This is a genomic window from Salipiger aestuarii, from assembly GCF_003259905.1.
Lineage (GTDB): Bacteria > Pseudomonadota > Alphaproteobacteria > Rhodobacterales > Rhodobacteraceae > Salipiger > Salipiger aestuarii.
In genome coordinates, this window is sequence record NZ_QLMG01000012.1 from 43,700 (window position 1) to 65,064 (window position 21,365).

Sequence of the window (21,365 nt, forward strand, 5' to 3'; positions counted from 1 at the left end):
GTCTTCCTTTGATGTTCGAATTAGTAGGATTTCGGCAGGCCGAGCGCGTGTTCCGCGATGAACGACAGCACCAGTTGCGGTGTTACCGGCGCGATGCGGAACAGGATGGCTTCGCGCACAAGGCGTTCGACATGGTATTCCTTGGCATATCCGAAACCGCCGAAAGTCAGCTGCGCGGTCTGCGTCGCCTTGACCGCCGCTTCGCCGGCCAGGTATTTGCCCGCGTTGGCCTCGTTTCCGCAGGGCTTGCCGGCATCGTAAAGCGCGCCGGCGTTCATCGCCATCAGATTGGCCGCTTCCAGTTCCGCCCAGCAGGCGGCCAGCGGATGCTGCACGCCCTGATTCTGGCCGATCGGCCTGCCAAACACGACGCGCTCATTGGCGTAATTGGCGGCGCGGCGCAGCGCGTTGCGCCCGATGCCCACAGCCTCGGCGGCGACCAGCACCCGTTCGGGATTCAGCCCGTGCAGGATCTGGCGAAAGCCCTGACCTTCCTCGCCGATCAGATCGGCGGCCGGTATCGGCAGCCCGTCGATGAACAGCTCGTTTGAATCGACACACTTGCGGCCCATCTTCTCGATCTCGCGCACGGTGACGAATGTCCGGTCAAGATCGGTGTAGAACAGGCTTAGGCCTTCGGTTGGTTTCTTGACATCCTCAAGCGGGGTGGTGCGCGCCAGCAGCAGGATCTTGTCCGCAACCTGGGCGGTCGAAATCCAGACCTTTTGCCCGTGCACGACATAGCGGTCACCTTGGCGCACGGCGCGGGTTTTCAGCTTCGTCGTGTCCAGGCCAGTCGTCGGTTCTGTGACGCCGAAACAGGCCTTTTGCTCACCGGCCACCAGCGGCGGAAGGTACTTTTTCTTCTGGTCGTCGGTGCCGAACTTGACGACCGGATTGAGGCCGAAGATGTTCATGTGCACCGCCGAAGCCGCGCTGTTGCCGCCACCGGACTCCGCGATCGCCTGCATCATGATGGCGGCGTCGACGATTCCAAGACCGGCCCCGCCGTATTCCTCGGGGATGGCGATTCCCAGCCAGCCATCGCGGGCCAGCTTCTGGTGCAGTTCGTGCGGGAAACCGCCTTCGCGATCCCGGTTTTGCCAGAACTCATCGTCGAATTCTGCGCAAACCCGCAGGATCGCATCGCGGATTCCCTGCTGATCGGATGTCATCTGATAGGTCATGGTGTTCTCCTCGAATCTCGCAATCCGCTCTCAGCGGTCCGGCCCGGCGATGGTGCCGTTCTGGGTGAGGGTGTCGATCTGCCCGGCGTCGTATCCGAGCTCTTCCAGCACCGCGCGGCTGTCGACGCCCAGCTCGCTGCGCCCGAGCCAGCGCAGCCGCCCCGGCGTCTTGTCCAGCTTTGGGATGGGGCCAACGACCTTGGTGTCGTCGCCCTCGACCCCGACGATATCGCCGCGCGCCGCGATCTGCGGATCGGCCAGGATGTCATCGACGTCATAGACCATCGCCGCCACGGCATCGTGGGCCTGGAAGATGTCGATCGCCTTCTGCGCGTCATGCCGGGCCACGAATGCCCCAAGCCGGTCCACGATTTCGTCCATGTGCTCCACGAAGCCGTCCAGATTTTGGAATTGCGGCTGTTCCGCCCATTCCTTTCCGCCCGCGGCCTCCAGAAGCCGACGTCCGGTCGCCGCACTGCCGGCGCTGATTGTGACCCATTTCCCGTCCCGGGCGCGAAACACCCCCGCCGGGGCGTAGGAATTGGGGGCCTGAAGCCCGTTTCGGTCAACCGGAAGCCCCGCGCCGGTCCGCGTCGGAACGTGATAGTCGATCAGGCGCAACAGCGGCTCGAAGATGGCGAGGTCCACCACCTGGCCCCTGGCGCTGCCGTTGCGCACCGCATGAAGCGCCATCATCGCGCCGTAGGCCGCCATGAGGCCCGTGGTTGAATCCGCGGCGGGAAAGCCGGGGTGCATCGGCGCGTTGTCGGCAAAGCCGGTCATGTTGGCCAGCCCGCTCATGGCCTCGCCGGCCCGACCGAAACCCGGCCAGGAGGAACGCGGCCCGGTCTGCCCATAGCCCGAGATCCGCACGATCACCAGATCCGGGTTCCATTCATGCAGAACCTCTGGCGCCAACCCCGCCCTTTCAAGCACGCCGGGGCGGAAGTTCTCGATCAGAACCTGCGCGTTTTCGACCAGGCGGCGCAGAACCTCGCGGCCGTCGTCGGTCTTCCAGTCCAGCGCCACCAGTCGCTTGTTTCGGGCCAGCGTCTTCCACCACACGCCGACGCCATCCTTGGCGCGCGCGCTCAGAACCCGCAGCATGTCGCCCTGCCCCGGTCGTTCGATCTTGATCACCTCAGCGCCGAAATCCGAGAGCAGAGCGCCGCACATCGGCGCGGCAATCACATGCCCCATTTCAATCACCCTGAGGTCGCTCAGCGGCCCGTCTTTTATCGTCACGCGGTCTTCTCCCAGATTGCCATTTCTCGATCGTCAAGCCCCAATCTCCGGGTCCAGCGCCCCTATTCTCCCCGGAACCGAAATCCATTGCGAGAATAATCGAACGCCCGTTAGATCTTCGAAACGGGCGGTGAAATTTTCACTTGACGGAGAAAGAAATGGCTGAACCAGAGACGAATCGAATGGCGACACGCCGGCCTTCGGTTGCACAGGCATTGGATGGTTTGTTTGATCCCCGCACCATCGCGGTGGTCGGGGCGTCGCGCACCAAGGGCAAGCTCGGGCAGGCCGTGCTGGCGCTGCTGAAGAGCAACGGCTATCGCGGCAAGATCATCCCGGTGAACCCGTCGGGCGGCGAGATCGAGGGGCTTGCGGCTGTGCGCAGTCTGGATGAGATCGACGGCCCGATCGACGTGGTCGTTCTGGCAACCCCGGTCGGTGTCGCTCTGGATGCGCTGGAAAGCTGCGCCCGGCTCGATGTCAAGGCCGTGGTCGGGGTGACCTCGGGATTTTCGGAGGCCGGCGAAGACGGGCGCAGCAACGAGATGCGGCTGCGCCGGATCATGCAGGACGCGCCCTTTCGTCTGGTCGGGCCGAACTGCGAAGGCGTGGTGCGCCCCGCAACGGACCTGCAACTGACTTTCAGCCCGATGTTCAACGGTCTCAGGCCCGGCCCGGTCGCGATGATTTCCCAGTCCGGCGCGCTTGCGGGCCTTATGGCATTGCGTCTGGGCGAACGCGGCGTGGGGATCAATGCCATCGTCTCCAGCGGCAACGAAACCGATCTGACCGCGGCGGATCTGCTTGAATATCTGGGCAACGACCCTGAGACCCGCGTGGTGCTGTGCTACGTCGAGGAACTGCGCGACGGGCGACGGTTCGCCGAGGTGGCCCGGCGGCTGACGCAGGACGGAAAGCATGTCGTTGCGGTCAAGGGCGGGCGAAGCCGCGCCGGATCGCGCGCGGTCCAGTCGCATACCGGCGCGATGGCCGGGGACGACCGGGTGATCAGCGCGGTGTTTCGTGAAACCGGGGTTATCCGCGCGCGGGAATCCGTGGCCGCCGTCGATGCCGTCACGGCCCTCGCCGCGGGGCGGCGGCCTGCCGGCAACCGGGTCGGCATCATCTCTGTCACCGGCGGGCTCGGCGTCGAGATGACCGACCTTGCCGAAAGCGCCGGGTTCGAGGTGCCGGTCCTGGACGAGGCGACGCAGACCGCGCTGTCGCACTATGTGCCGTTCTACGGCTCGGTGTCGAATCCGGTCGATCTGACCGGCGTCGTTCTGGCGAATCCCACCTATGTGGGCCGCTGCCTGAAGGCCGTCGCAGCTGATCCGGGCGTGGATATCGCCATCGCAATTATCACATTTGTGCCGGATCAGCAGTTCATCGAGGCGTTGGCCGAGGCGTTCGACAGCACCGGCAAGCCGATCCTGATCGTCTGGACCGGCGCGGCGCGCAGCAATGCCTCGGGCGAGGCGCTGCGCGAACGGGCTGTTCCGGTGTATGATTCGCCGGCGCGTGCGGCGTCGGGGCTTGCGGCGCTGGCGGCCATGACGGGAGAAGTGGCATGACCCCGAGGGAAACACTGGAAAACTGGCAGCGTGCCGGGCGCAAAGTGGTGCACGAGGCCGACGCGAAGGACCTGCTGCAACGCATCGGCATACCGGTGCCGAAACGCGACCCCACCGAGGGGCGCTGTGTCGCCAAGCTCTGTCACGACGACTATCCGCATAAATCCGATCATGGCCTTGTCCGTCTGGGTCTTGCGCCCGAAGAGGCGCAGCAGGCCGCGGCCGAAATGGCGCAACGGTTTGCGGGCGGCACCCCGCTGATCGAGGAAATGGAAGAGGGGTCGGTGGCCGAATGGATCATCGGCTGCAAACGCGACGACACCTTTGGCCCGATCGTTCTGGCCGGTCCAGGCGGCATTCTGGTGGAACTGATCGACGCGGCCGAAATCCGGCTTGCGCCCGCGGGGCCGCAAACCGCCGAGACGATGGTGGATTCGGGCCCCGGTGCCAGGTTGCTGGCGGGGCTGCGCGGCGCGGAACCCGCCGACAAGGGGGCTTTGGCGGACCTGATTTCACGCATATCTGTTTTCTTCGCCGAAAACGCCGATCTGATCTCGGAAATTGAAATCAACCCTGTGATGGTTCGGGCGGACGGGAAAGGATTGGCCGCTGCCGACGCCTTGATCGTGTTGTCACCCAACGCGGATGAACAGGAGAGTTTAACGTGATACGTCACCCTTTCGGAGAGTTGTCACTGGGCCAGACCGGCGTTTCGAGCGGGCGGACGATGACGGAAACCGACGTCGTCAATTTCTGCATGCTCACCGGGAACTGGCTTGAGCTGCATTCCAACATCGAGCATGCCAAGGAGGCGATCTACGGCCAGCGCCTCGTTCAGGGCAGCCTCGTGTTTTCCATCGTCAACGCGATGATTCCCTTCGACAGCTCCGTGCTCGCTGCCTTCTACGGCTGCGACAGGCTGCGCTTTCTGCGCCCGACCTTCATCAACGACACCCTCTGGGCCCGCGTGGAAATCGTCAATCTCAAGGACCATGACGAAAAGCACGGTGTCGTGACCAGCAAGCTGGAAGGCATCAACCAGCGTGACGAAACGGTGATGCGCTGCGAGTTCAGCCTGCTGATCCGCAAGACCCGCCTCGATCGTCCCGGAGAACCGCCCAAAGTCAGGGCCGCGCACGACGCCACGCAAGGAGAGAGCGCATGAACTTTCTGACACCCGAACAGGAAATGTGGCGCGCGACCGTCGAGCGTTTCATCGACGAAGAGATCGGTCGCGACTACATCCGCAAATGCGACCTCGATCGCGAATACCCCTATGAGGCCTACGAAAAGGTTGCCAAGCAGGGCTGGCTGGGCATCCTGTTTTCCGAGGAAAGCGGCGGGCTGGGCGGCGACATCATGGATTACGCCCTGATGTGCGAGGGGCTGGCGAAATACGGTTTCGACTTTTCCACCGGCCTGATGGTCGCCACCTTCACCGCGATGAACATCGAGAAATTCGGCACGCCCGAACAGAAAGAGCGCTACATCCGGCCGTTCCTCGATGGCGACATCCGCTTCTCGATCTCGATTTCCGAGCCCGGCGCCGGGTCGGACGCGGCTTCGACCAAGACTCGCGCGCGGCGCGACGGCAACGGCTGGGTGGTCAAGGGGCAAAAGCTCTGGTGCTCGGGCGCAAAGGCCGACAATGCGATCCTTGCCATGCTGACCCGCACCGATCCCGATGCCCCCAAGCACAAGGGCCTGTCGGTGTTCCTGATCCCCAACGACACCGAAGGGCTGGACATCCGCAAGCTGCCGACCCTGGCACGGCGCGCAACAGGCACCACCGAGATTTTCGTCGATGACGTGAAACTGCCCGCCGATGCCCTGCTGGGCACCGAAAACGAAGGCTGGAAAATCATCACCGACCACCTGGAACTGGAACGTGTCGCCGTGGCCGCCGCCTATGTCGGCAACGCCCAGACAGCGGTGGACGATGCCCTGCGCTACGCCCATGAGCGGATTCAGTTCGACAAGCCGATCTTTGACTTTCAGGTGATCCGCCACATGCTGGCCGACATGCAGACCCAGGTCGACGCCGCGCGGCTGCTGGTCTATCGCGCCGCCAGCCTGGCCGCGGCCAAGACGCCCTGCACGCGCGAAGTGTCGATGGCAAAGCTCTTTGCCTCCGAGACCCTGCAAACCGTCACGCGCAACGGCATGCAGATCCTCGGCGGCCATTCCATGCTGCCCGAGGCGGATATGGAACGCTATTTCCGCGAAGGAATGCAAAGCACCATCGGTGGCGGGACCTCGCAGATTCAGCGCACGCTGATCGCAAAGACCATGCGCCCGAACTGACATCGGGGCCGCTTGGGGACACGACCGCACAACAAAGGGAAAGAGCATATGAAGAACGGACGCGATCCGGTGATCGTCGGCCTTGCCGACGCGCCAATCGAGGACGGGAAATTTGTCACGAAGGCTTCGGTTCTGGGCCATGCCGCCCTGGTGGCAAAGGCCGCCGTCGAAGAAGCCGGCCTGACGCTGGACGATGTGGACGGTCTTCTGACCGCCGGCATGTGGGGCGTACCGGGGCCGGGGCAGCTTGCGACGGTGACGCTGGGCGAATATCTCGGCATCATGCCAACCTATGTCGACGGCACCAATATCGGCGGCTCGGCGTTTGAGGCGCATGTCGCCCATGCCGCGATGGCGCTGCGCGAGGGCTATTGCGAGGTGGCGCTGATCGTCTACAGCTCCGACCAGAAATCCTTGCGCAGCCGCAATCTGGGGGGGCGCCCCTCGGTCCTGTCGATGCAGCATGAAACACCCTATGGGATGCCGACGCCGGTGGGTGGCTACGCGATGGCGGCGCAGCGCCACATGCACGAATACGGCACCACCTCCGAGAACCTGGCCGAGATCGCCGTCGCCACCCGGAAATGGGCGCAGTTGAACCCCGCCGCGACGCGGCGCGATCCGCTGTCCGTCGACGACGTCCTGTCCAGCACGATGATCTCGGAACCGCTGCACCTGCTTGATTGCTGCCTTGTCACCGACGGCGCGGGCGCCATCGTGATGACCACCGCCGAACGCGCCAGGGACCTCAAGACCAAACCCGTCGCGGTCAAGGGCTATGGCGAGGCACACACCCATTGGGCCATCGGAGAGATGCCCGATCTCGCCCGCCTGCTGCCGGCGCAAAAGGCTGGCGAAACCGCGATGAAAATGGCCGGCGTAAGCCATTCCGACATCGACGTGGTCGAGGTCTATGACAGTTTCACCATCACCGTCCTGCTGACGCTGGAGGCGCTGGGTTTCTGCAAGATCGGCGAAGGCGGCGATTTTGTCTCTGGCCAACGCACGGCGCCGGGCGGCGCCTTTCCGATGAACACCAATGGCGGCGGCCTGTCGGCGCTGCATCCGGGCATGTACGGGATGTTCCTGCTGATCGAGGCCACCCGCCAGTTGCGGGGCGTCTGCGGCGACCGGCAGGTCGCGGGTGCCGAGACCGCGCTGGTGCATGGCACGGGGGGCACGCTGTCCTCTGGCGCGACCGTGATTTTGCAGAAGGACTGAGCCGATGAGCACTGAAAAACCGCTTCCGGTGATCGACCACGACAGCGCCCCCTATTGGCAGGCCGCACACGAGGGCCGTCTTGACATCCCGCTGTGCGGCGATTGCGGCAAGCATCACTTCTATCCGCGGGCGATCTGCCCGCATTGCCATTCCGACAACCTGAAATTCGACACGGTCAGCGGGCGTGGCGAGGTGCATACCTTCACCATCGCCCGCCGCCCGGCAGGCCCGGCCTTTGCCGACAACGTTCCCTATGTCGTCGCGCTGATCGAACTGGAAGAAGGCCCGCGGATGATGAGCCGGATCCAGACCGACGACCCGGAGAAAGTGCATATCGGGGCCAAGGTCGAAGTGACCTTCGTGAAAGCCACCGACGAGATCACCTTTCCCTATTTCAGGATGACCTGAGACAGCGGGCACAGGTCCGCGCAACCAATCGTAAGAGGGCCGCCGCAGAATACCTGCGGCGGCCCTTCTTTGTGAAAAAGGCGCAGATGTCACCTGTCACCCGGAACTGAGGGTCTTTCGCTCTCCGCGAAGAAAACGCCATGCAATGAGACCGGTCAATGCCAGCCCGCCGATAATATCGGCCATCGGCGCGGCATAGAACAGCAGCGCGGCCGCCGCCAGAAACAAGCCCCGGCCGATAAAGGACAGCGTTCCCCGAAGGTAACCGCTGAACCCGACACTGACAGCAAAAACCGCGGCGCTTGCCACGCCAACGTCCAGAATGACCTGACCGGTGCCGCCCTGTGCCAGGATCCCCGGCCGGAACACAAACAGGAACGGCACCACATAGACCGCCCCGGCCAGCGACAGCGCCCGACCCGCCACTTTCCAGAAATTGGCCCCGGCCAACGCGGCGGCGGCGTAGACGCTGGCGCAGACCGGCGGCGTGATGGCTGACAGGATCGCGTAGTAGAAGACGAACAGATGCGCCGTCAGTTCCGGCAGGCCAAGCCGCACGAGGCTGGGCGCGGCAACCGCCGCCGCCAGAACATAAGAGGCCGTGGTCGGCACATCCATGCCCAGCACGATCGACAGCACAGCCGCCAGCAGCAGGGCGACGATCAGGCCCTGATCGGACACCGAAAACAGCAGATTCGAGATTTTCACCCCCGCGCCCGTCGCTGTCAGAACCTTGACGACGATCGCGGCACAGGCCAGCAGCGCGGCGATCATCACCAGCGCGCGACCGGCCTCGACCATCCCCTCGTAAACGTCGCGGGCCAGCCCGGTCCAACATGCCTTCAGCCCCTGCCCCCTTGTGGCGCGGCCAAAGGGGCGCACGGCCGCACAGGCCAAGATCAAAACGATGATCGACGCGGCACCGGCAAAGCTTGGCGTGTAACCCTGGAACAGAAAGTAAACCACTGTCGCGATAGGAAGAAACAGCGGGATCGCCTTGTCGGGCGCCAGAAAATCCGCCGGTTTCGGCATTTCGTTTTTCGGCGTGGGCTGAAGGCCCGCGCGGCGCGCATAAAGGTCCACCCCGAGCCATATCGCGAGGTAGTAGAGAAACGCAGGACCGACCGCTGCCACGGCGATCTGGGTGTAGGGAATGTTCAGGAACTCGGCCATGATGAACGCCCCCGCCCCCATCACCGGCGGCGTCAGCTGACCGGCGGAAGACGCAACGGCCTCGACCGCCCCGGCAAAGGCCGGCGGATAGCGCAGCCGCTTCATCGTGGGGATGGTGATCGAACCCGTCGCCATCACATTGGCCACCGCCGATCCGGTCACTGTCCCGAACATCGCCGAGGACAGGGCGCAGACCTTGGCGGGGCCGCCAAACGTGCGTCCGGCGATCCAGGTGGCCATTTTCATGAACACGTCGGTTGCCCCCGTGGACAGCAACAACGCCCCCAGAAGCACATAGATCGTGATGACCCGCGCGCCTACATCGGCAAGATAGCCGAACATGCCGGTGGTCGAACTGTAGAAGGTCTCGACCGCTGTGCGGGCCGAAACACGCGGCGGGCGCCAGCCCCCGTCAATCAGATCGTACCCGAAGTAATAATAAAGAACGGTGATCAGTGCCAGCAGGGGCAGGAACCAGCCGATCACCCGGCGGGCCGCTTCAAGCGTCAGCAGAACGGCCAGCAACCCGGCAGCCTTGTCAAGCGGGCCGTACTGCACCATGATGTCGGAAAAGCGATCCCGGTTGACGATCACATAGAGGCAAACGCCAAAGGCCAGCAGCCCGAGCGTGATGTCGATGGCCCGTTCCAGGCGGTTTCGACCGCCCGTCCGCGACGCGCGCGCGGCGTACAGGAAAAAGGCACCGCCCAGACCGAAGCCGATAAAGATCGGTCGTTGAACCAGCGGTTCGAACTGTCCGAACAGGGCATTGTAGAAATGCAGCGCGACGAATGCCGCAAACAACGCGCCGAGCGCCTGCGCGCCGCGCCGTTCCCAGAGCGAAGCTTCGGTCGATGAGTGTTTCATGTTTCCTCCCGAGACGGCGGGGCGCATGTGGCGCCCCGCTGGGCCGGTCCGTTCGACCGGCGGTACGACCGCGCAGCGCGGATTCAGTTGCCGACGGCTTCTTTCCAGTATCGCGCCGCGCCCGGATGATAGGCGATACCGGCCTCCATCGTGGCGACGGCATCGGCGGCGATGTCGTACTCTGCCAGTTGCGGCCAGGCCTCGACCAGAAGGTCCATGTTCTGGTGGATGCTGCGGGCGATGTCATAGGCGGTCTCGTCGTCCATGACGCCGGTGCGGGTCAGGAAGAAGACATTGAGCTTGGGCACCCGCATCGCCTCGGACCCCGCAATAAGCCCGGCGGGAAGGGTTGTGAAACCGACGCCTTCCATGGCTTGCCTCGCCGCTTTCTCCTGCTCTTCGGAGAAGCCGATCAACCGCATCCTGGTGCTTGTCATCAGCTCTTGCAGGGTCGCATCGACAGAGTTTGCGGCACCGTATTTGCTGTAGCCGATGATCTGGCGGTTCTTGATACCTTCCACCGCGTCCCCGACGGCGCCGTGCACGAGGTCTGCGTTGATGTCGAACATCGACAGCACGTTGGTGGTCAGGGTCTCGGCGGCCGATCCCCGGATGCCGGGATTGAATTTCTTGCCATCCAGATCGTCAAGCGAGGTCACGCCCGATTCCTCGGTTGCGGCAATCAACAGCACGGATGCGCTGTAGGGATAAAGCGCAACCGTATCGGCAATGGCGTTGCCCTCGAACTTGCCGGTTCCGTTGCGGGCCGAGATCAGGATGTCGGTGGTGGCAAGACCCAGATCAATTTCTTCCCGCGCGAGGCGCAGGACATTGTCCACGCTGGCGCCGGTCTCGATCACGTTGACGGTGGCATCTTCCAGACCGGTCTCGATCGCCTTGCTCATCGCGACCGAGATCGTGAAATGGCTGGACGTCGGGCTTGTGGTCCCCATCGTGAGATCCTTGGCCGAAACCGACCCGCCCACAAGAATGGCACTCAGGACGACCGCGGCACCGATGGTCCCCCGGCTTCCGTTTGTTATGAGTTTGAACATGTCTTCCTCCCAGTCGTTGTTCAAAATTGTCGGCCCCCGCGCGTCAGGCGCGCAAGGTTCCGGTCTTGTCGATCCGCGCACGCAGGACAGTCAGTTCCTCCTCTGTTGGCGGCGGGGTCTGTGGCACGTCTCCGCTGATCCCAAGATCGAACCCGGTGTGACGCTGAACCTCCTTGGCGGTATTGCCGGCATGGACCGATTTCAGCCGCATCCGCAGCGTCTCCGGGTCGAAATCCATGACCGCGCGGGGTGTCACCACGAACCGCGGCCCTTCCTTGGTCAAGCCGGCGGCGCGCTTCGCCTCGGGGCCGGAAAGATGCCCCGGTATGGTGATGAAATCCGCTTTCTCGACAAAATTTCGCGCCGTATGAACGGTGGGGCAGATGTAGAACCGCGTCGACGTGTGGCAGTAGGACAGGTTGGCCGCCCCCGGTCCGCGCATCCTGGGCGCGTGCAGCGTGCCACCGACGTGATGCAGATTGATGTTACCGAAGGCGTCGTGCTGCAACCCGCTGTGAAAGAAGAAATCCAGCCCGTGATGGCTGTGGCCGAACAGCTCGATGAACGTCTCGGCAGCCTCGCAGCGGCCCAGGGCGCGGTCGTCGAGCATCGAGGGATAGAGCCGTCCCGGCTCGGGGTTGAAAAACATCTCCCCGCCGACTGTCAGGTTGGGTGCGTGCAGTTCGCGCGCCAGGGCGATCGCCGCCATCGGCACCAGGGCCGCAGCACCCGCGGCGCCCAGTTCGCCATCGGCCAGGTCGCGGGCCAGCACGACGACCATTTGCTCAAGGGGGGAAATCGCCGCGCTCATTCCTGCCGGGCCTCCGCTTCGAGCCGGGCGAAATAGTCCGCGCCCCCGACCGCATTGATATAGTCTTCCTGGGTCGTCGGGCCTGTCACATGGCGCGCGATGTAGGCATCCAGACCCGCGCGGTCGCCGGCCCGGGCGGCATCGCCCAGATCGGCGTAGGCGTCGATATGATCCTCGTCCATTGCGTAATGGGGGAAGCTCGCGGTGGGATGCGCGCCGTAAGGCACCGCGACCACGGCATCCACATAGTGCGATGGCACGCTGACCCGCGATGGATCGTCAAGGATCACCTCGTCCGGCACGATCCTGTCCACGCTGGCAATGACCATGTCCGAGGCGCGCGCCATCAGCTGATCGGCATAGACCATCGTGCTGAGATGGCGCAGGTTCCCCCAGCGGTCGGCCTCTTGCGCGTGCAGAAACGTGACGCGGGGCCGGATGGGGCCGACGGCGTGGATGCGGCGACCCGAAAAGGGACAGTCGATTTCGCGGAGAAGCGGGTTGTGCTTCAGCACGTCCGACCCGCGCAGCGCGTCGATCGGCTGGAACGGAACACCATGGGCCGAGGCCATAAGCCCCCCCACCACGGTCAGCGCATCCAGCGCATGGGCCGTCACCTGCCCTGACTCGACCGCGCTTCGGAAGTTGGGGCAGAGACGGTTTTCCAGCGTGACGCCGGGAATGAACACCTGTTCGACCGCTTCCGCCGCGATCATCAGATCGACGTCATAGCCGGCGCCGGGAGATGAATAGACATGCAGGTCCTTTGCGCCCGCAGCCAGCAGCGCGCGCACCAATGCGACCGGCCGGCCCTGCTTGAACAGACCGCCAAGGCAAAGTTCCGGTCGTTCCAGCAAAGCGCTCCGGGCCAGACGCGCTGCGTCGTGCAGCGCCGTGATCTTGCTGCGCCGCGTGGGTTTCGTGTGGCCTTGCATGGTGTGGATCGTCGCTCCGATGCTTCTGTTTCCCCGGCGGACCGCCGGGGGATTTGCGCAGAGCAACTGTACTGGAACGGACACGATCCGGCACTTTCCGGCGTGTGACAGCCATGATCGAACACATATGTGCGATTGGCCGCTCCGGGTGCGGGATCAGGACATCAGAGCAGCCCCGCCGCGACACCGCCAGCGACAATGAGAGCAATAAGGAGGATGCTGGCCAGACCGAACAGTCCGTTCCAGCGCAACCCGATGGTCAGGGGCCGTTCCCCCACGATGGAAGACGCATAAACGACGGCTGTGATGGCGGGCCCCATGCAAATGATGCTGCTCCAGCCTCCAGCCAGCGCAAGGCCCAGAGCAAGCGGCGACAACCCATCCACGCCGATGCGGTTGACCACTTCCGCCAGCAGCACCACCGAGATCATCGGATGCACACCCAGCAGCCCGGTCAGGAATACCGTCATAATCAACAGCACAACGGTCAGCACAGGCCGCGTTGCGATCCAGCCAAGATGGTCGGCAATCCATTCGACCGGAACGACCTCCAGCGCGACGAGGCCGATGAACCCCGCCGACGCGATAACGCTCATTTCGGTCGCGAATCCCGGTGCCTGCGTCACGAACCGGCGCGACATGTCCGGAATGCTGCCGGTGCCCTTTCGCAGACCCAGCCAGAGAAGCGCGTAAACCGGCACGATGGCGATCAGGACGGTCTGGAAACTGTATTCCGTCGCCCTGTCCAGTGCCACCACAGCGCCCCCGAGTATAAGGATATGACCGGCAACGATCACGACCGACCAATGCGCCCAGCCCGGCAAGTCCCCGGTCAGGGCCGCGACCCGACCGCGCGCCGACGGCGGGCGCCACCATTCCACCGTGTCGAACAGCCACCCGACAAGGAAAAGCACCCCGGCCAGCGCGATTCCGAAAGGCGCCAGATGCGCCCATTCAAGATCCGGAATCGTGAGAATCATCAGATTCAGGGCGACGCCGAACGGCGTCCAGAACGCGATCGAGGAAAACCCCCGCATACAGGCGCTTACCATCCTGCGCTTGCGGGCCTCGTACACCACATCGTCCATTTCATGGCGATGGGCCTCCAAGCCTTTCATGATGACTTCAAGCATCACGCCCAGCCCGCCGAGGTTCAGAAGCACGCCGAACAGGTGGCCCCCCGCACCCAGAGAGGCGTAGCGGCGGGTCGGCGGCTGCAACGTCAGGAACTCTCCGGCAACCTCTACAACCGGGTCCTGCGTGGCCGCGATGCGCAAGAAGGCGACAGCCGTAAGCAGCGCTGACAGGAAAACGACACGCCCCGCCGCCTCGGCGAAAATGCGCGCTTCGATACCATCGGCCAGCGCCAGACCGGCAATCGCGAACGAAAAGAAAAGCAGCACCCATCCGACGCGGGCAATGTTGCGGAACGCGATCACGAGATAGATGCCGAAAAACGGTACGACCGCAGCCGATACACCGCTGCCGGGAAAGACACCCTGCGCGATACCACCGCCAAGACAGATCATCAGACAGACAGCGGCAACCGGGTTGCGTACGGCGGACCGTTTCAGAACATCAATGGCCGACATCTGCACCCGCTTTTCCAAAGCCATATGGCCTCTCTGCAAGGCCGCGCCAGATCCGGCCGCGCCCGACACGCCGGGCGGGCAGCGCTGTCGTCAGTTCCTGCCTCATCCCGTGCGGCGCGCAACGCGCCCCTGTCGCCGGCGCGGGACCGGCGAGAGCAACCGCCCGATAGCCCCGGTAGCGGGTCTTTGCGAAAAGAACGTCTGACGGATACGGTGTGGTACAATGCCTTGGCGAATTCGCGCCCTTGCCTTCCAGTCCATTCACGCCGAGACCTCCAGCCGCGCTCGCCCTTCTTGTCGCAGCTTTTCTGACACGCCCGGCGCCCGATCTCAAAGGGATTCAAATGAGGGATTCAAATGAGGGTTTGCACGCAGGCTGCCTCATCCCGGTGGCGATCACAACGCGATAGCCCAGTTCAACACATATGTGCAAACAGGTGGCCACCCGAATTGATAGCACCTCCCGACATGAGGCAAAGTACAGTACCAGAGAGGATCAGAACATGACCAATGATTTCACCCGCCGTCTGACGGGGTTCATCGCCGCGCGGCATCGGCTGGACGCGGCAAATGCCGAGGAGGCCGCGCTTTGCGTGGAGGATACGGTGGCTGTCATCTATGGCGGATGGCACGAGCCGGTGGTCCGCCGGCTGGCGGCACTTGACGGGGACGAAGCGGCGACACCCGCGAGCACGGTCGGACAGGGCGGGGTCGAACGGGCCGGGTTCCTTAATGCCGTCGCCGGTCATGCGCTGGATTTCGACGATGTTCACACACTCAGCGTCACGCATCCCAGTGTGGTCTTCGTGCCGGCGCTGATGGCGATGGCCGACGCGCGGCCCGAGACCGCCGACCGCATTGCCCCCGCGCTTGCGGTGGGAGCGGCCGTCAATGTCGCGCTGGGACAGGTTCTGGGCTTTGGCCACTACGACAAGGGCTGGCACGCCACATCGACGATCGGGGCAGTGGCCGCCGCGGCGGCGGTCGCGCATCAGCTCGACCTTGACGAAGACGCCATCGGTAACGCCCTGTCGCTGGCCGCGTCGCTGGCGGGCGGATTGCAGATAAATTTCGGGGCGATGGCCAAGCCGATCCAGGCCGGCAACGCCGCCCTTGTCGGACTGCGCGCCGCCCGTATGGCCGAGGCCGGCATTACCGGCGCCCCCGATATCTTTGCGCCGCGCGGTTTTTTCGATCTTTATGCCGGCCCGGACGGGCTTGCGGGCGATCCCGCCGGGGTGGAGCCAAGGATCGATCTGGGCAGCGTGTCGCGCAAGCTTTATCCCTGCTGCTATCTCACGCACAGGATGATCGCCGCGGGGCGGCACCTTTACGCCCAACGCGGCGGAGACGCGGTGCCCGAGGGCTCGGTGATCGAAATGACGGCGCCCAAGGGCGCTATGGTGCCCCTGCATGTCATGGATCCCAAGGATGGAATGGAAGCCAAGTTCTGCGCCGCCTATACCTTGTCGGCGGCCCTGCACCAGGGCCGGGTCGGGCTTGCGGATTTCGAGGACGACAGCCCTCACCGCCCCGAGATCCGCCGTCTCATGGACATGGTAACCATCGAAACCGAACCGGACGCGGGGCAGGATCGCGTCGGTGTGGACCATGGGGCGGTCCATGTCCGCCTGCGTCACGGAAACGAAACCCTGGCCGAAACGTCGGTCGCGGCGCATCCCGGTTCGCCCTCGGACCCGGCGAGCCCTGCCGAGATCGGCGACAAGATTGCCGATTGTCTTGACAAATACCGCAGGGACGGGGGCACGCCGCCTGCTGTCGCGGTTTTCCGTCAGGATCTGCGCACACGGCTGCATCTGCCGCCGCTGCGCGATTCGACCGCCCCCGCCGGCAAGCCGGAACACGGCAGCTCCGCCGCCAACCATGCACCGTCTGAAAGGACCGCCTGATGGAATCGATGATCCATGACATGGCCGAGCGGTTGTTCCGCGACCACATCGGCCACGGCCTGCGCGAGGGCGCCGCTGCCGGGCAATGCCCCGAGGCGCTCTGGACGCGGATCGAGGAGGCCGGGTTGCCCATGGCGCTGGTGCCCGAAGAGGCCGGCGGTTTCGGCGTGCCCGCCGCCGAGGCGCTGGGGCTGGTGCGCATCGCCGGGGCGCATGGCCTGCCGCTGCCACTGGCCGAAACCCTGATCGCGAACGCGGTGCTGGCGCGCGCGGGGCTCACGCTGCCCGGCGGCAGACTGACCATCGCCGAGGGTGCTGCGCTGCGGCTGGACCGGCGCGGGGCTGCCATCCATGCAAGCGGGCCGCTGACATTGGTGCCTTTTGCCCGCTGGGCGGACCGGATCGTGACCATCGCCGCGCTGGACGGCGTCGATCATGTTCTGTCCCTGCCGGTCAAGGATCTGACAGTCACCCCGGCGCAGGATCTCGCCGGGATGCCGCGCGACGATGCCGGGGTCGACCTTGCGCTGACCGATGCCGATGCCGCCCCCCTGCCGCGGTCGCTTGGCGGAATGCGCGGGCTGGGGGCGCTTGCCCGCAGTCTGGCCACCGCCGGCGCGATGGAGACCATCCTGTCGATGACTGTCGAATATGCCAACGACCGGGTCCAGTTCGGACGGCCGATCGGCAAGTTTCAGGCGATCCAACACTACCTCGCGACGATGGCCGGAGAAACCGCCGCGTCGCGCGCCGCCGCCGAAATGGCGGCCGACAGCTACGATACACCCGCCTTTGCGCTGACCGTTGCCGCCGCCAAGAGCCGCTCCGGGGAAGCCGCGGAAACAGTCGGTGCGCTGGCCCATCAGGTTCACGGGGCCATCGGCTATACCCAGGAACACGCGCTGCACCATTTCACCAAACGGATCTGGAGCTGGCGCGACGAGTTCGGCACCGAGCTGGACTGGACAAGGGAGCTGGGGCGGGCCGCCCTGTCGAGCCCCCGCGACACGTTCTGGCATTTCATCACCGACAGCACTGCACAAGGCATCCCGGCATGACCCTTACCGCATTTCCCCCGCCCCCGCCCGGCGCCGATTACGACGATCTGCGCCAAGAGGTCCGCGCGTTTCTGGCCGAGGAACTGGCCGGTTTCCCGCCCGAAAAGCGCGCGGAATCGTGGAACGGGTTCAGTCGCGCGTTTTCGCGCAAGCTGGCGCAGCGCGGCTGGGTCGGCATGACGTTCCCCAGGGAATACGGCGGGCACGCGCGCAGCGCGCTGGAACGGTATGTCGTGTCCGAAGAACTGCTGGCCGCCGGCGCGCCGGTGATCTCGCACTGGATCGCCGATCGTCAGAGCGGCCCGCTCATTCTGGCCAAGGGAACCGAGGAACAGAAACGCGCGATCGTGCCGCGCATCGCCGCGGGCGAGCTGTGTTTCTGCATCGGGATGAGCGAGCCCGATTCCGGCTCGGACCTTGCTGCAACGCGCACCGTCGCCACCGAGGTCGAAGGCGGTTTTCGTGTCAACGGCACCAAGGTCTGGACGACCTATGCGCATGTGGCCGACTACATGATCCTGTTCTGCCGAACCGGCAAGAGCGACGACCGCCACGGCGGGATGAGCCAGTTCCTCATTGATCTCAAGGCCACCGAAAACATCCAGATCAGCCCGATCATCGACCTGGGCGGCGAACATCATTTCAACCAGGTCATCTTCGACGACACGTTCCTGCCATCCGACGCGCTGCTGGGCGAAAAGGGCGAGGGCTGGTCGCAGGTCATGAGCGAACTGGCCTTCGAACGCAGCGGGCCGGAACGGTTCCTGTCGTCCTTCGCCCTGATCGAGGAACTGATCCGGGTGCTGCGCCAGGACGCCACCGAGGCCCAGCAGGCCGAGATCGGCCGCCTGTCCGCGCATCTGATGGTGCTGCGGCAAATGTCGCGCTCGGTGGCCGGCATGCTGAACGAGGGCAAAAACCCCGCGCTTCAGGCCGCCATCGTCAAGGATCTCGGCGCGCTCTATGAACAGGATATCCCGCGTCTGGCGCGCAGCCTCGTATCCCGCCCGGCGGTGCCCGGAGGGCGCGACAGCTATGCGGCGGTGCTGGCTTATACCGAACTTGCGGTGCCGTCTTTCTCGCTTCGGGGGGGCACCCGCGAGATTCTGCGCGGCATCATCGCACGCGGACTGGGCTTGCGGTGACGGGGGCGACCTGCAGGATCGGCGCGCGCCTAATTCAGGGCCGTTCCGGTCCCGCCCGGACGATAGCCTAGCGCCAGCGAAAGCTGTTCGGCGCTCGCTTTGGCCGCTGTCACGCACAGTTTCCGGTTCCGGGCGGCGCGTTCCAGGGGCGCGCCGATCACCAGCGCCCCTGCCAGGTTCCCATCGGCGCGAAACACGGGCACACCGAAGCCCGCGGCGTCGACATGCGCCGTGCCGACCGTTCTGGCGTACCCGGTTTTGCGGATTTCCGATATCATGCGCCGCAATGCGTTTTCGTCGGTGATCGAATTGCCGGTAAGCGGCGTCAGTTCGGTCCGCGCGAAATACGCGTCAAGCTCCTCGGGGGTGTCGTAGGCCAGCATGACAAGCCCCGATGCCGAACAGAACAGGGGCCGGTCGGCCCCCGTCTGGGCAACGTACCGCACCGGCTGCGGGCTTTCGATGACCGACGAATAGACGACGCGATCACCATCGCGAACCGCAAAAAGAACCGTCTCGCCGGTCTGTTTCACAAGGTCGCTCATCACCCCGCGCAGGACCGACGCGAACGGGTGCTTTGTCAGAATGGTCTGCGCGAACTGGAAAATTCTCGGGCCGAGAAAATACGCGTCGTTCTCGCGCATCAGGTAACCCTTTTCGGTGAGAGGGCGCAGCAGCACCAGCAAACTGCTCTTGGGGCAATCCAACGCGCTGCTGAGCTCGGACAGGGACATGCGCCGGTCGCTTTGCGCCACCACATCGAAAAGCGCCAGGATGCGGTTCAGCGATCGCGGCCCTTCCGACGTGCGCCCGGCAGGTTCGATTCCGTCAGATTGCGCGGTTGTCATGGTCATCGTCTCCAGTTTCGCGATGCGACCGGGTATTGGCAAAACCGAAGCGGCAGTCCAGCCATATTCGGACCGGACCGGGCCCTCCACAGCGCGTCTGAAACGGGTCTATGCCTCTCCCGGCTCCTTGTCCGTCGTGCGTGCCTTGATCATCCGCAGGGGTGTGTATTCCAGCACCTGCTCGCCAGTTTGCTTGAAGATCTTGTTCCGGGTCCGGACCAGGCCGCGGTTCGGCCGGCTTTTCGAGCGGCGCGATTCCGTCACCTCGACTTCGCAATGGATCGTGTCGCCCGCGAACGTGGGTCCCAGAACCTTGAGTTCCATTTCCAGAAAGGCAAAGCCCGTGTGCTGCATCGTGGACTGTGTCAGCAGACCCTCCATGAGGGTGTAGACCAGCGCGCCGGGGGCGGCAAAGCCCGCGATGTTGGATTCCTTTTCGCGAAACTCGCTGTTGATGAACAACACCTCAAGCATGCCGGTGACGCTGACGAAATTCGTGATGTCTGTTTCGGTCACGGTGCGACCGATGGTCCGGAACCTGCGCCCCACCGGCAAATCTTCGTAACAAAATCCAAGGCCCACAGTTTCCATGCCGTTCGTTCCCTCGTTAGGTCCAGTCTTCTGCGAAGGCTCGGCCGCGCCGGCCCCACAACCGGGAGATTTCCCGTTCTCGGCAGGGTAGAGTGCAAGCGCCAGACCAATCAATCGAAGCGACCGTTTTTGCGGGTCCGGGATGAATCAAGCACATTCATGATGAATTCGGCCTGTCGGTCGGTTTCGCCGTTCTCAACGCGACATTGCACATATGTGCTTTTGCACAACCGCCGGCGGTTAGCGTTTGGTCGGGCGCGGCCGCCAACCTACGGTCTGCCAACAATCGTTCGGCATCCACAATCGCAAGGAGGTACTCTGGCATGAATTTCGGCTTTTCCGAGGAGCAGGATACCATACGCGAAACCCTGGCCCGGATGCTTGGTGATCACGCGACCCTGGAGGTCGCGCACACCCGGCTCGACAGCGGAGAAGGGTTCGATACGGCCACCTGGTCCGCACTGGCCGAAGGCGGCTGGCTTGGCCTTGCCATGTCGGAAGCACATGGCGGCTCGGGGATGGGTGCGGTGGAACTGGCCATCCTCGCCGAGGAGGTCGGGCGCTGTATGGCCGCCGTACCTTGCCTCCCGGTCCTGTGCATGGCGGTTCCGGCGCTTCAGTCCGCCGGGACGGAAGACCAGCGCAGATCGCTTCTGCCCGGCATCGCCGAGGGCCGCACGATCATCGCCATGGCGCTTGCCGAGGGCGGGGGTCTGGCACCGGACACCGTATCGGCAAAAGTGGCGCAGGGCCGTCTTTCGGGACAAAAATCGCCGGTCACCTTTGGCGCCGAGGCGACCCACGCACTTGTCGCCGCAACCGATGAAGAGGACACGCCGCGTCTTTATCTTGCGGATCTCACCGCGTCGGGTGTGACGACCAGTGCGCTTGACCCGATCGACCGCACACGCCCGACGGCCGAGATCGTCTTCGACAACGCGCCGGTCGAATTGCTGCCCGGCTCGGATCCCGCGGCGATCTATCGCCTTCTGAGCGGCGCCGCGGTGCTGGCCGCCTTCGAACAGATCGGCCTTGCCGGGCGCGCCCTTGCCCTGACCACCGCCTATGCCGGCGAGCGGCACGCTTTCGGGCGTCCGATCGGCGGCTTTCAGGCGGTCAAGCATCGGCTCGCCGACATGTTCGCCAAGATCGAGCTGGCGCGGTCCAACGCCTTCTTCGGTGCCTGGGCGCTGGCGAGCGGCGACAGTCGACTGCCCGAAGCCGCCGCCGTCGCGCGCCTGTCGGCGCTTGATGCGGTGCAATTCGTCACCGAGGAATCGATCCAGCTGCACGGCGGTATCGGGTTCACATGGGCCGCCGACCCGCATCTGTTTCTGCGGCGTGGCTGGCAGTTGAAGGCAGAACTTGGCCCGGCCGTTCTGTGGCGCGAACGGCTGATTGACAATCTGGCCGACGCCCCATGGGCCGCAAGCTGACAGG

General features: G+C 64.5%; 19 protein-coding genes. 10 read left to right on the plus strand and 9 right to left on the minus strand.

Features of this window, described 5'->3' with window-relative positions; genetic code table 11:
• Positions 1-20 precede the first annotated feature (20 nt).
• Together ATI53_RS08625 and ATI53_RS08630 are read right to left on the minus strand one after the other, a co-directional pair.
• Positions 21-1,187, minus strand: coding sequence for an acyl-CoA dehydrogenase family protein (locus ATI53_RS08625; protein ID WP_009504601.1), 1,167 nt, complete (start codon positions 1,185-1,187; stop codon positions 21-23).
• Between the two features lie 30 nt (positions 1,188-1,217).
• Complete coding sequence (locus tag ATI53_RS08630) at positions 1,218-2,432, minus strand: CaiB/BaiF CoA transferase family protein (protein WP_009504600.1); 1,215 nt, start codon at positions 2,430-2,432, stop codon at positions 1,218-1,220.
• 224 nt (positions 2,433-2,656) lie between these two features.
• Between ATI53_RS08630 and ATI53_RS08635 the strand changes: the two genes are divergently transcribed.
• The 6 genes from ATI53_RS08635 to ATI53_RS08660 are packed head-to-tail and all read left to right on the plus strand — an operon-like array spanning position 2,657 to position 7,940.
• Positions 2,657-4,006 carry an acetate--CoA ligase family protein gene (locus tag ATI53_RS08635; RefSeq protein ID WP_223870714.1) on the plus strand — a complete coding sequence of 450 codons (1,350 nt, stop codon included), beginning with the start codon at positions 2,657-2,659 and terminating at the stop codon, positions 4,004-4,006.
• Positions 4,003-4,674 carry an acetate--CoA ligase family protein gene (locus ATI53_RS08640; RefSeq protein ID WP_089962681.1) on the plus strand — a complete coding sequence of 224 codons (672 nt, stop codon included), beginning with the start codon at positions 4,003-4,005 and terminating at the stop codon, positions 4,672-4,674. Before ATI53_RS08635 ends, ATI53_RS08640 begins: the two co-directional genes overlap by 4 nt.
• A 59-nt stretch (positions 4,675-4,733) precedes the next feature.
• The gene (locus ATI53_RS08645; RefSeq protein WP_009504597.1) at positions 4,734-5,171 is read left to right on the plus strand and encodes a MaoC/PaaZ C-terminal domain-containing protein; all 438 of its coding nucleotides are present in this window, start codon (positions 4,734-4,736) and stop codon (positions 5,169-5,171) included.
• Positions 5,168-6,310, plus strand: a complete 1,143-nt coding sequence (locus tag ATI53_RS08650) for an acyl-CoA dehydrogenase family protein (protein WP_089962683.1) — start codon at positions 5,168-5,170, stop codon at positions 6,308-6,310. The genes ATI53_RS08645 and ATI53_RS08650 overlap by 4 nt, the downstream gene beginning before the upstream one ends.
• A gap of 48 nt (positions 6,311-6,358) precedes the next feature.
• Positions 6,359-7,531: an acetyl-CoA acetyltransferase gene (locus ATI53_RS08655; RefSeq protein WP_111550206.1), complete on the plus strand. Its 1,173-nt coding sequence runs from the start codon at positions 6,359-6,361 to the stop codon at positions 7,529-7,531.
• A gap of 4 nt (positions 7,532-7,535) precedes the next feature.
• The gene (locus ATI53_RS08660) at positions 7,536-7,940 is read left to right on the plus strand and encodes a Zn-ribbon domain-containing OB-fold protein (RefSeq protein ID WP_111550207.1); all 405 of its coding nucleotides are present in this window, start codon (positions 7,536-7,538) and stop codon (positions 7,938-7,940) included.
• A 96-nt stretch (positions 7,941-8,036) separates the two neighbouring features.
• Here ATI53_RS08660 and ATI53_RS08665 read toward each other — a convergent pair whose 3' ends face one another.
• The 5 genes from ATI53_RS08665 to ATI53_RS08685 all read right to left on the minus strand — a co-directional run bounded on the left by ATI53_RS08665 (position 8,037) and on the right by ATI53_RS08685 (position 14,397).
• A complete protein-coding gene (locus ATI53_RS08665) occupies positions 8,037-9,980 on the minus strand; it encodes a TRAP transporter permease (protein WP_223865947.1) in 1,944 nt (647 codons plus the stop codon).
• Positions 9,981-10,063: 83 nt separating this feature from the next.
• Positions 10,064-11,035, minus strand: a complete 972-nt coding sequence (locus ATI53_RS08670) for a TAXI family TRAP transporter solute-binding subunit (RefSeq protein ID WP_009504591.1) — start codon at positions 11,033-11,035, stop codon at positions 10,064-10,066.
• A gap of 43 nt (positions 11,036-11,078) precedes the next feature.
• Positions 11,079-11,846, minus strand: a complete 768-nt coding sequence (locus ATI53_RS08675) for a hypothetical protein (protein WP_009504590.1) — start codon at positions 11,844-11,846, stop codon at positions 11,079-11,081.
• Positions 11,843-12,781 carry a CoA transferase subunit A gene (locus ATI53_RS08680; protein ID WP_111550208.1) on the minus strand — a complete coding sequence of 313 codons (939 nt, stop codon included), beginning with the start codon at positions 12,779-12,781 and terminating at the stop codon, positions 11,843-11,845. The genes ATI53_RS08675 and ATI53_RS08680 overlap by 4 nt, the downstream gene beginning before the upstream one ends.
• 164 nt (positions 12,782-12,945) lie before the next feature.
• On the minus strand, positions 12,946-14,397 hold the full coding sequence (locus ATI53_RS08685) for a hypothetical protein (RefSeq protein WP_223865948.1): 1,452 nt from the start codon (positions 14,395-14,397) through the stop codon (positions 12,946-12,948).
• 479 nt (positions 14,398-14,876) lie between these two features.
• Between ATI53_RS08685 and ATI53_RS08690 the strand changes: the two genes are divergently transcribed.
• Genes ATI53_RS08690 through ATI53_RS08700 form a run of 3 tightly spaced genes read left to right on the plus strand, consistent with a single transcriptional unit; the run spans position 14,877 to position 18,486 of the window.
• Positions 14,877-16,283, plus strand: coding sequence for an MmgE/PrpD family protein (locus ATI53_RS08690; RefSeq protein ID WP_111550209.1), 1,407 nt, complete (start codon positions 14,877-14,879; stop codon positions 16,281-16,283).
• Entirely contained in the window at positions 16,283-17,341 is a 1,059-nt protein-coding gene (locus ATI53_RS08695; RefSeq protein WP_009504586.1) for an acyl-CoA dehydrogenase family protein, read from the plus strand. Before ATI53_RS08690 ends, ATI53_RS08695 begins: the two co-directional genes overlap by 1 nt.
• The gene (locus tag ATI53_RS08700) at positions 17,338-18,486 is read left to right on the plus strand and encodes an acyl-CoA dehydrogenase family protein (protein WP_009504585.1); all 1,149 of its coding nucleotides are present in this window, start codon (positions 17,338-17,340) and stop codon (positions 18,484-18,486) included. Before ATI53_RS08695 ends, ATI53_RS08700 begins: the two co-directional genes overlap by 4 nt.
• Positions 18,487-18,515: 29 nt before the next feature.
• On the opposite strand, the gene ATI53_RS08705 is transcribed toward ATI53_RS08700, so the two are convergent.
• Positions 18,516-19,340 (minus strand): IclR family transcriptional regulator, encoded by an 825-nt coding sequence (locus ATI53_RS08705; RefSeq protein WP_009504584.1) that lies wholly within the window; start codon positions 19,338-19,340, stop codon positions 18,516-18,518.
• Between the two features lie 102 nt (positions 19,341-19,442).
• Positions 19,443-19,925 (minus strand): MaoC family dehydratase, encoded by a 483-nt coding sequence (locus ATI53_RS08710; protein ID WP_009504583.1) that lies wholly within the window; start codon positions 19,923-19,925, stop codon positions 19,443-19,445.
• A gap of 323 nt (positions 19,926-20,248) precedes the next feature.
• Between ATI53_RS08710 and ATI53_RS08715 the strand changes: the two genes are divergently transcribed.
• Complete coding sequence (locus tag ATI53_RS08715; protein WP_089962692.1) at positions 20,249-21,361, plus strand: acyl-CoA dehydrogenase family protein; 1,113 nt, start codon at positions 20,249-20,251, stop codon at positions 21,359-21,361.
• Positions 21,362-21,365: the final 4 nt, after the last annotated feature.

Excerpts from the sequence above, each read along its gene's own strand:
- ATI53_RS08690 (WP_111550209.1), top strand. The coding sequence starts at position 14,877 with ATGACCAATGATTTCACCCGCCGTCTGACGGGGTTCATCGCCGCGCGG.
- ATI53_RS08670 (WP_009504591.1), bottom strand. The coding sequence starts at position 11,035 with ATGTTCAAACTCATAACAAACGGAAGCCGGGGGACCATCGGTGCCGCG.
- ATI53_RS08715 (WP_089962692.1), top strand. The coding sequence starts at position 20,249 with ATGAATTTCGGCTTTTCCGAGGAGCAGGATACCATACGCGAAACCCTG.
- ATI53_RS08705 (WP_009504584.1), bottom strand. The coding sequence starts at position 19,340 with ATGACCATGACAACCGCGCAATCTGACGGAATCGAACCTGCCGGGCGC.
- ATI53_RS08675 (WP_009504590.1), bottom strand. The coding sequence starts at position 11,846 with ATGAGCGCGGCGATTTCCCCCCTTGAGCAAATGGTCGTCGTGCTGGCC.
- ATI53_RS08710 (WP_009504583.1), bottom strand. The coding sequence starts at position 19,925 with ATGGAAACTGTGGGCCTTGGATTTTGTTACGAAGATTTGCCGGTGGGG.
- ATI53_RS08625 (WP_009504601.1), bottom strand. The coding sequence starts at position 1,187 with ATGACCTATCAGATGACATCCGATCAGCAGGGAATCCGCGATGCGATC.
- ATI53_RS08695 (WP_009504586.1), top strand. The coding sequence starts at position 16,283 with ATGGAATCGATGATCCATGACATGGCCGAGCGGTTGTTCCGCGACCAC.
- ATI53_RS08645 (WP_009504597.1), top strand. The coding sequence starts at position 4,734 with ATGACGGAAACCGACGTCGTCAATTTCTGCATGCTCACCGGGAACTGG.
- ATI53_RS08660 (WP_111550207.1), top strand. The coding sequence starts at position 7,536 with ATGAGCACTGAAAAACCGCTTCCGGTGATCGACCACGACAGCGCCCCC.
- ATI53_RS08685 (WP_223865948.1), bottom strand. The coding sequence starts at position 14,397 with ATGGCTTTGGAAAAGCGGGTGCAGATGTCGGCCATTGATGTTCTGAAA.
- ATI53_RS08680 (WP_111550208.1), bottom strand. The coding sequence starts at position 12,781 with ATGCAAGGCCACACGAAACCCACGCGGCGCAGCAAGATCACGGCGCTG.
- ATI53_RS08665 (WP_223865947.1), bottom strand. The coding sequence starts at position 9,980 with ATGAAACACTCATCGACCGAAGCTTCGCTCTGGGAACGGCGCGGCGCG.
- ATI53_RS08640 (WP_089962681.1), top strand. The coding sequence starts at position 4,003 with ATGACCCCGAGGGAAACACTGGAAAACTGGCAGCGTGCCGGGCGCAAA.
- ATI53_RS08650 (WP_089962683.1), top strand. The coding sequence starts at position 5,168 with ATGAACTTTCTGACACCCGAACAGGAAATGTGGCGCGCGACCGTCGAG.
- ATI53_RS08700 (WP_009504585.1), top strand. The coding sequence starts at position 17,338 with ATGACCCTTACCGCATTTCCCCCGCCCCCGCCCGGCGCCGATTACGAC.
- ATI53_RS08655 (WP_111550206.1), top strand. The coding sequence starts at position 6,359 with ATGAAGAACGGACGCGATCCGGTGATCGTCGGCCTTGCCGACGCGCCA.